Source organism: Methanobrevibacter sp. (assembly GCF_045220775.1).
Lineage (GTDB): Archaea > Methanobacteriota > Methanobacteria > Methanobacteriales > Methanobacteriaceae > Methanocatella.
Genome location: NZ_JBGUWC010000020.1, coordinates 1 through 7,947 on the forward strand (window position 1 = coordinate 1; position 7,947 = coordinate 7,947).

8 protein-coding genes and 1 tRNA gene are annotated in these 7,947 nt (G+C 35.3%); 5 read left to right on the plus strand and 4 right to left on the minus strand.

The features are described 5' to 3' along the window. Positions 1 to 32: 32 nt before the first annotated feature. The 5 genes from dnaG to ACJROP_RS00940 all read left to right on the plus strand — a co-directional run bounded on the left by dnaG (position 33) and on the right by ACJROP_RS00940 (position 3,786). A complete protein-coding gene (dnaG, locus tag ACJROP_RS00920; protein ID WP_406533638.1) occupies positions 33 to 1,265 on the plus strand; it encodes a DNA primase DnaG in 1,233 nt (410 codons plus the stop codon). Between the two features lie 133 nt (positions 1,266 to 1,398). Then, the gene (locus tag ACJROP_RS00925) at positions 1,399 to 2,004 is read left to right on the plus strand and encodes a biotin transporter BioY (RefSeq protein ID WP_406533645.1); all 606 of its coding nucleotides are present in this window, start codon (positions 1,399 to 1,401) and stop codon (positions 2,002 to 2,004) included. Positions 2,005 to 2,045: 41 nt separating this feature from the next. Then, entirely contained in the window at positions 2,046 to 2,444 is a 399-nt protein-coding gene (locus ACJROP_RS00930) for a DUF1284 domain-containing protein (RefSeq protein ID WP_406533639.1), read from the plus strand. 56 nt (positions 2,445 to 2,500) lie between these two features. Next, positions 2,501 to 2,572: transfer RNA gene (locus ACJROP_RS00935), tRNA-Gln, on the plus strand. A gap of 29 nt (positions 2,573 to 2,601) precedes the next feature. Further along, entirely contained in the window at positions 2,602 to 3,786 is a 1,185-nt protein-coding gene (locus tag ACJROP_RS00940; protein WP_406533640.1) for an ATP-grasp domain-containing protein, read from the plus strand. Here the strand turns inward: ACJROP_RS00940 and ACJROP_RS00945 are convergent. The 4 genes from ACJROP_RS00945 to ACJROP_RS00960 all read right to left on the minus strand — a co-directional run bounded on the left by ACJROP_RS00945 (position 3,758) and on the right by ACJROP_RS00960 (position 7,905). Continuing rightward, positions 3,758 to 3,907 carry a hypothetical protein gene (locus ACJROP_RS00945; protein WP_406533641.1) on the minus strand — a complete coding sequence of 50 codons (150 nt, stop codon included), beginning with the start codon at positions 3,905 to 3,907 and terminating at the stop codon, positions 3,758 to 3,760. The two genes, ACJROP_RS00940 and ACJROP_RS00945, sit on opposite strands and share 29 nt — an antisense overlap. 147 nt (positions 3,908 to 4,054) lie before the next feature. Next, positions 4,055 to 4,741, minus strand: coding sequence for a V-type ATP synthase subunit D (locus ACJROP_RS00950; protein ID WP_406533642.1), 687 nt, complete (start codon positions 4,739 to 4,741; stop codon positions 4,055 to 4,057). Between the two features lie 27 nt (positions 4,742 to 4,768). Next, positions 4,769 to 6,160 carry a V-type ATP synthase subunit B gene (locus ACJROP_RS00955; RefSeq protein ID WP_406533643.1) on the minus strand — a complete coding sequence of 464 codons (1,392 nt, stop codon included), beginning with the start codon at positions 6,158 to 6,160 and terminating at the stop codon, positions 4,769 to 4,771. Positions 6,161 to 6,162: 2 nt separating this feature from the next. Continuing rightward, positions 6,163 to 7,905 carry an ATP synthase subunit A gene (locus tag ACJROP_RS00960; RefSeq protein ID WP_406533644.1) on the minus strand — a complete coding sequence of 581 codons (1,743 nt, stop codon included), beginning with the start codon at positions 7,903 to 7,905 and terminating at the stop codon, positions 6,163 to 6,165. Positions 7,906 to 7,947: the final 42 nt, after the last annotated feature.

A 7,947-nucleotide genomic window follows, 5' to 3' on the forward strand; every position in this document is an offset into this window, starting at 1 on the left:
TATCCCGATTAATAAGCTTAGGAGGCTTAAAAATGGGAAAAGGTGAAGAATTAACTACAACAAAATATTTAATTCATGCCCAAATTAACGCTAACGGTATTGTAGAAAAACCAGATGTTGTTGGTGCAGTATTTGGGCAAACTGAAGGTTTACTCAGTGATGATTTAGATTTAAGAGAACTACAAAGAACTGGAAGAATAGGAAGAATCCAAGTTAACATCCACTCCAACAGTGGAAGAGCAAAAGGTGAAATCGTAATTCCTTCCAGTTTGGATAGGGTTGAAACCGCCATACTCGCAGCATCTCTTGAAACAATTAATCGTGTAGGTCCTTGTGAAGCTGAAATTCAAACTACAAAAGTTGAAGACGTAAGGGCCGTTAAAAGAGAGCAAGTTGTTAACCGTGCTAAAGAAATCTACAAGAAAATGGTTGAAAGCGTTGGTCCAACTAGCATGAGAATGATTGAAGAAGTAAGGGAAGCAATGCGTGTTCATGAAATCTCCGAATATGGTGAAGATCGCTTACCAGCAGGTCCTAGCATCCACACATCAGATGCGATTATTGTAGTGGAAGGACGTAGTGACGTTTTAAACTTACTTAAATACGGCATTAAAAATACCGTAGCAGTCGAAGGCGTAAGCGTGCCACGTTCAATCGGAGAGTTAAGTAAAAAAAGAACTACAACTGCATTCGTTGACGGAGACAGAGGTGGAGAACTCATCCTAAAAGAACTCTTGCAAATCGGTGATGTGGACTACATTACACGTGCACCTAAAGGAAAAGAAGTTGAAGACTTAGAAAAAGAAGAAGTGTTGGTTGCTCTTAGGGATAAAGTTCCTACCGCACAATTCTTAGCCACAAGCAACATTCTCAACGATAACAACAATAGAAAAGAGCACAACAGAAACAACGGCAGAAACAATAAAAGACAAAAATACAACCGCCGTGAAGAAGTTGTTCAAGAACCGGTTATCGAAGATGATGAAGTAAGCTTAATGAAAGATATGCTCAAAGAATTTGAAGGCACCGGCAGCGGAGCAATTTTAGATGAAGCATTGAATATGACTAAAGAAGTTGAAGTGGAAAACATCTACGAAGAAATTAAAAACATAGATGGAACCGCTGACAGCGTTATTTTTGACGGCGTTATTTCTCAAAGACTTGTTGATGTGGCATCCGAAAAAGGAATCAAAAAATTAGTCGCATTCAAATCCGTAAATATAGTTAAAAAACCACATGACGTGAAAATAATAACTATAGACTAAAATTAATTAACATGAGAATTATTCAATTCTCATTCTTATTTTTATTTACTATTTAAAAAAAAATCCTAAAATAATAAATAATATTATCAACATATATTAAGTAGGATTCGGAAATTGGAGGTAAAAAATGAATATAAATATGGATAATTATTACAGCACTAGAAAAAATGTTTTTGAAAGAATACAAGATGCTAGTACTGCAACCAAGATTCTCATGTCATTCATTATGGCATGCATTACTGGTATAATGGCGCAAATCATTATCCCACTCCCATGGACTCCAGTTCCTATAACTGCTCAAACATTCGCAGTACTATGTTCTGGTTTATTCTTAGGTAAAAAATATGGATGCCTAAGTCAAATCATCTATATAGTTTTAGGTGTCGCATTTATTCCATGGTTTGGTGGAATGACCGGCGGACTTGAAATATTTTTAGGATCAACTTGCGGATTCTTTATTGGATTTGTTATTGCAGCTTACTTTATTGGTGCAATTACCGAAAAATATGCTAAAGCACGTAACTTTACAAAAATGGCTATGGTCATTGGAATTGCAAACTTTGCTTTAATTTATATTCCAGGATTAGCTGGTCTTGCATTATGGTCTAGTTTAACTACTGGTACAACATTAGGAATCGTTGATCTTTTAATGATGGGTCTTATTCCATTTATTGCAGGAGATATTGTAAAGATATTAGGTGCCGCAAGCGTATCTAAAGTATTTTTACCAAAAGACTAAAAAAAGGTTTTAAACCTTTTTCTTTTTTTATTTTGATTGATATGAAACTCATTTTAAGAGGACATCACTTATTGTGTCTCAAAGGCTTTCAGGGCTATGGCTATGATGATGATTTTGTAGAGAATATGAAAGACATTAACTTTAAAAGAAAATTGCCCGAAACTAAAATTACACTTGCATCTTCACCGGATGATATCTGCAAGGCTTGTCCACATCTAAAAAACTATCTTTGTGAGAACAATACTCAAAATGAAAGGATTGTGGAAATGGACAATGAAGTGCTAAAAAATTTAGACACCACAAAAGAATATGATTCCAAGGAATTATTTGAAAAAATTGATGCTATTTTTAATACAAAAGAAAGCGTGTCTAAAATCTGTTTTAATTGTTTATGGCACGAAAAATGCTTATTTTATCAAAATTTGTCAAATAACCGATAGATATAAATACTACATTATAAATATATATTTAATGTTGTATACAATGCAACACATATAGTCCCGTGGGGTAGTGGTAATCCTTCTAGGCTTTGGACCCGGAGACGGCGGTTCGACTCCGCTCGGGACTATTTTAATTAACTATTTTTACTGATATTTTATGGAAAAGCTATTGCTTATTGGAATTGATACAAGAAGTATGCTTAACAGTGCATTAAAACTAAATTATGATATTTATTCTACCAGCTATTTTTCTACATCGGATACACCAACCATCAAAAATCAACAAATTATCCTAAAAGAAAGCGACGGTGAAAGTTGTGGAATTTTTGAAGATGAATTTAATGCGCAAGATATCTTAGACATTTCAAGAGATTACATTGATGAAGTTGACTACATCATACCCATTTCAGGCATTTCCCCAAGCGACTTTTCAAAAAATGATCAAAAGAAAATATTGGGAAATACAGATGTTGAAAAAGTTGAAAATAAATTTAAATTTTACAAGGAAATCGAAAATGAATTTTTAACTCCTAAGACTTTTATACTAAATGATGTAGATGAAGCTTCTGAAATATGCAATAATTATGAAGACGTTCAATTTATTTTAAAACCTATGCAAGGAAGTGGGGGGTATGGTGTAAAACTCCTTGATAATGACTGCCATATTGAATTTAGTGAAAAGAAATTTATCTTGCAGGAATATGTAAATGGAATCAACTTAAGTTCATCGGTTCTGGCAACAAAAAGTGATGCAAAAACAATAATCAATTCCAGATTGCTTAATGAAAATGATTTTGAAAAAAATAATAGTTTTGTCTATGTCGGAAATATTCTCCCGTTAACCCGGGAATCAATAATGGCAAACGTTAAGGATATTGATGCAATACTTGGCGAGATGAAATCTACAGCCGAAGGGCTGGCAAGAAAATTCAATCTTGTTGGATCGAATGGCGTGGATTATATCCTAAATGAAAATGGACTGTATGTCATTGAGATTAACCCAAGACTTCAAGGAACATTTGAATGTGTTGAAAAATCTTTAGGAATAAATATGCTTGAGGCACACATTAATGCCTGTAAGGGTGAAATGATAGAAATTCCAAAACCTCAATATTATTCATATAAAAAAATAATTTATTCACCAACAAGAATGAAATATGAAAAAATAGATTTGGACAACATCTATGACTTGCCTCATATAGGATCCATAACAGAAAAAGGAGAACCATTACTAACAATAATCGATAAAGATAAAGATTTTAAAAAATTATGTAGAAAAGTGGAATTATCTAGCCAAATTGTAAATGAAGTTGCTAGAAAAGGCCAACTAGATGGCAAATGAATAATATTACACCTAATGTAATCATAAAAGTAGTTACAATCATTGCACGAGTCATCCAGATAAATACTTTCGCTTTATTATCAGGGTCTTTCATAAATTGGTCAATTGGATTTCTTTTCATTTTAACATCCTTTTCTGTAATTTTCTAGAAAAAAATTTTCTTACAGTAACTCAATAATATTAACTTTTTTTAAAAATAAAATTATAATTAACCTTTAATTAAAAAAATAAATAAAAATAAGAGAAAATGAGAAGTAAAGAGAAAAATTTAAGCTTCTGCATTTTTAGCCGCTTCAGCTGCAGCAGCTGCTTTTTCATTTTTCTCCATAGTTGATCTAATCATTTTCAATCTTACGAAGTTTTCTCTTTCCATTTCTTGGAGTCTCATATCAATATACTTTTCAGTATTTTGGAATCTTGGAATCATAATGTGTTCTAAAGCATTTACTCTACGTTTAGTAGCTTCAATTTCTTCAGCGAGTAAGAAAATAGTTTTTTCTACTTCACCAAGTTCAATTAAATACTTAAGAGATTCCTCGAATTTCTTTGCAGCTTCGTCTAATTGTATTGTAGTGTCAGAAAAACCGTAACCCCTGTCAATAATGGACCTTTCTTCCATTTTAACATTAGTTACCGGTACAGCAACACCCATAACACTTCTTGATGAAATCTCTACATCAATAGATTCCTTAACGGATAATGCTGCTTTTCTAACAGCCAAATCACCCATAGCAATTTGTGCTTCAAGTAAAGCATCATTTGCTTCTTGTAGACTCAATTCTGCATTTTCACGAATACCTTTGACACGATCCAAGATATCAAAAAACTCTTTAATTAAAGCATCCCTTTTCTCTTTGAGTAAACCATGCCCTTTAACAGCAAGTTTAGTCCTATTTTTAAGAGATAATAATTCCATACGAGTTGGATTAATTCCATCTATAATATCTTGTGCCATTTAATCACCTACATTACTGTAATGAGATTAGTCATCTTTTGGAAGGTATTGTTCAATAAATTCTTCTTTAACCCTTTTGAGTTCAGCTTTAGGTAAGATTTTGAGTAATTTCCAACCAAGATCCAAAGTTTCGAAGATAGTTCTGTCTTCATCTTTACTTTGGGTAATGAATTGGTCTTCAAATGCTTGTGCAAATTCTAAGAATTTTTGATCCCTTTCAGTAAGTGCTTCTTCCCCTACAACCGCAACTAAGTCTCTTAATTCACGACCTTCTGCATATGCAGAATAGAGTTGGTCAGATACACCACTGTGGTCATCCCTAGTTTTGTCTCCACCAATACCACCACTCATCAAACGAGAAAGTGAAGGAAGTACGTCTACAGGAGGGTAAATACCTTTCCTTGAGATTTCCCTACTTAATACGATTTGTCCTTCGGTAATATAACCGGTTAAGTCAGGAATTGGGTGAGTAATATCGTCTTGAGGCATAACTAAGATAGGCATCTGAGTAATAGAACCTTCTTTACCTGCAATACGTCCTGCACGTTCGTAAATACCAGCTAAGTCAGTGTACATGTAACCAGGGTAACCTCTACGACCAGGTACTTCGTCCCTAGCTGCGGAAATTTCCCTTAATGCTTCACAGTAGTTGGATAAGTCAGTAAGAATAACCAATACGTGCATACCAAGTTCGAATGCCATGTATTCAGCAGTTGTTAATGCCATTTTAGGAGTAAGGATCCTTTCAATAGCAGGGTCGTCTGCTAAGTTCATGAATACTGTTAATTTTTCTAAAGCTCCAGTACGTTCGAAGTCTCTCATAAAGAAGTTTGCTTCTTCGTTTGTAATACCCATTGCTGCGAAAATTACTGCGAACTCGTCTTCAGCACCTAATACTTTAGCTTGTCTTGCAATTTGTACAGCTAAATCGTTGTGAGGTAAACCAGATCCTGAGAAAATAGGAAGTTTTTGTCCCCTTACTAATGTGTTCATTCCGTCTATGGTAGAGATACCAGTTTGAATAAATTCTTCAGGGAATTCACGAGAAGCAGGGTTCATAGGAGCCCCGTTAATATCCAATTCTTCATCTGGAATAATTTCTGGTCCGCCGTCGATAGGTTTACCGATACCGTTAAAGATACGTCCCATCATGTCTCTGGATACACCGATTTTTGCGGTTTGACCAGTGAATCTTGTTTTTGTATCTTTAGTGTTTAAATCATTTGTTCCTTCGAATACTTGAATAACAGCAACATCTTTAGTTACTTCAAGAACTTGTCCACTTCTTTTTTCACCAGTAGGTGTTTCGATATCTACAATTTCATTGTAACCAACGCCTTCTACTCCTTCAACAATCATTAAAGGACCTGAGACTTCAGATACAGTAGTATATTCTCTAGTTTTAATATTTGTATTCATTTTTAAGCCTCACTGCATTGTTGAGTAATTGCTGCTTGAATTTCTGCAATTTTTTCATCAAATACATCTTGTGGGATGTATTTCATTTTACCGATTTCTTCTTTAACAGGTAATGCTACAATGTTAGCAATTGGAGCTCCTCTGTTAACTGCTGCAAGAGATTCTTTGTAGAATAATAAAATGGTTTTTAACATTTTGTACTGTTTATCAGGAGCACAGTATGTATCTACATCATCAAATGCGTTTTGTTGTAAGAAATCTTCTCTTAACATACGAGTAGTTTCCAAAGTAGCTTGGTCAGTTTCAGGTAATGCATCAGGACCAACTAATTGTACAATTTCTTGTAACTCTGATTCTTTTTGTAATAATCCCATAGCTTGGTCACGAGTTGCTCTCCAGTCTGCTGCTACATTTTCAGCCCACCAACCTTCAATACTGTCTACATATAAAGAATAACTTTGTAACCAGTCAATTGAAGGGAAGTGACGTTTATCTGCAAGAGATGCATCTAACGCCCAGAACACTTTACAGATACGTAATGTGTTTTGAGTAACAGGTTCAGATAAGTCCCCACCAGGAGGTGATACAGCACCAACTACAGAAATGGATGCAACATTTGGTTCAGTACCAATAGTTTTTACCCTTCCTGCTCTTTCGTAGAATTGTGCTAATCTGGATGCTAAGTATGCTGGGTAACCTTCTTCCCCAGGCATTTCTTCTAATCTTCCAGAAATCTCCCTCATAGCTTCAGCCCATCTTGAGGTTGAATCTGCCATGAGTGCTACATCGTAACCTTGGTCACGGTAGTATTCAGCAATAGTAATACCAGTATATACACATGCTTCACGAGCTGCTACCGGCATGTTGGAAGTGTTTGCAATAAGAACAGTTCTGTCCATCAATGGATTACCGGTTTTAGGGTCGTCGAGGAATGGGAATTCAGTAAGTACTTCAGTCATTTCGTTACCACGTTCTCCACATCCAATATATACAACGATATCTGCGTCAGCCCATTTAGCTAATTGTTGTTGTGTAACAGTTTTACCTGATCCGAAAGGACCTGGAATAGCTGCTGCTCCTCCTTTAGCTACGGAGAAGAAAGTGTCTTGTGCTCTTTGACCAGTTACTAAAGGTATATCTGGATCTAATTTTTCAATGTATGGACGACTTCTTTTAACAGGCCATTTTTGGAGCATTTGAACTTTTTCGCCACCTACAGTAGCAATGTCTTCCAATACAGTGTATTCACCTTCAGTAGCAATTTCGGTTACTTCACCTTCAAGTGTTGGAGGTACCATAATTTTGTGTAAAACTGCAGTAGTTTCTTGAACTTCACCAAGAACGTCTCCACCTTTTAAAACATCTCCAACTTTAGCCACAGGTTTGAAAGTCCATTTTTTCTCTTTGTTTACAGAATCTACATCAATACCTCTTGCAATAAAATCACCAGATTCTTCTCTGATGATTCTTAAAGGTCTTTGAATACCGTCGAAAATAGAACTCATTACACCTGGACCGAGTTCTACTGACAATGGACCACCAGTACATTCAACTACTTCACCCGGTTGAATACCGGCTGTTTCTTCATATACTTGGATAGTTGCGGTGTCACCTTCAAGCTCAATGATTTCCCCGATAAGCTTCTCTTCACCTACCCTAACCATCTCAAGCATCTGAGCCCCTCTCATTCCATCTGCGACAATAACAGGCCCAGCAATCTTAATAATATTTCCTTCAATAATCATTTAACCATCTCTACCCCGATAACTCTTTTAATAAGGTCATTT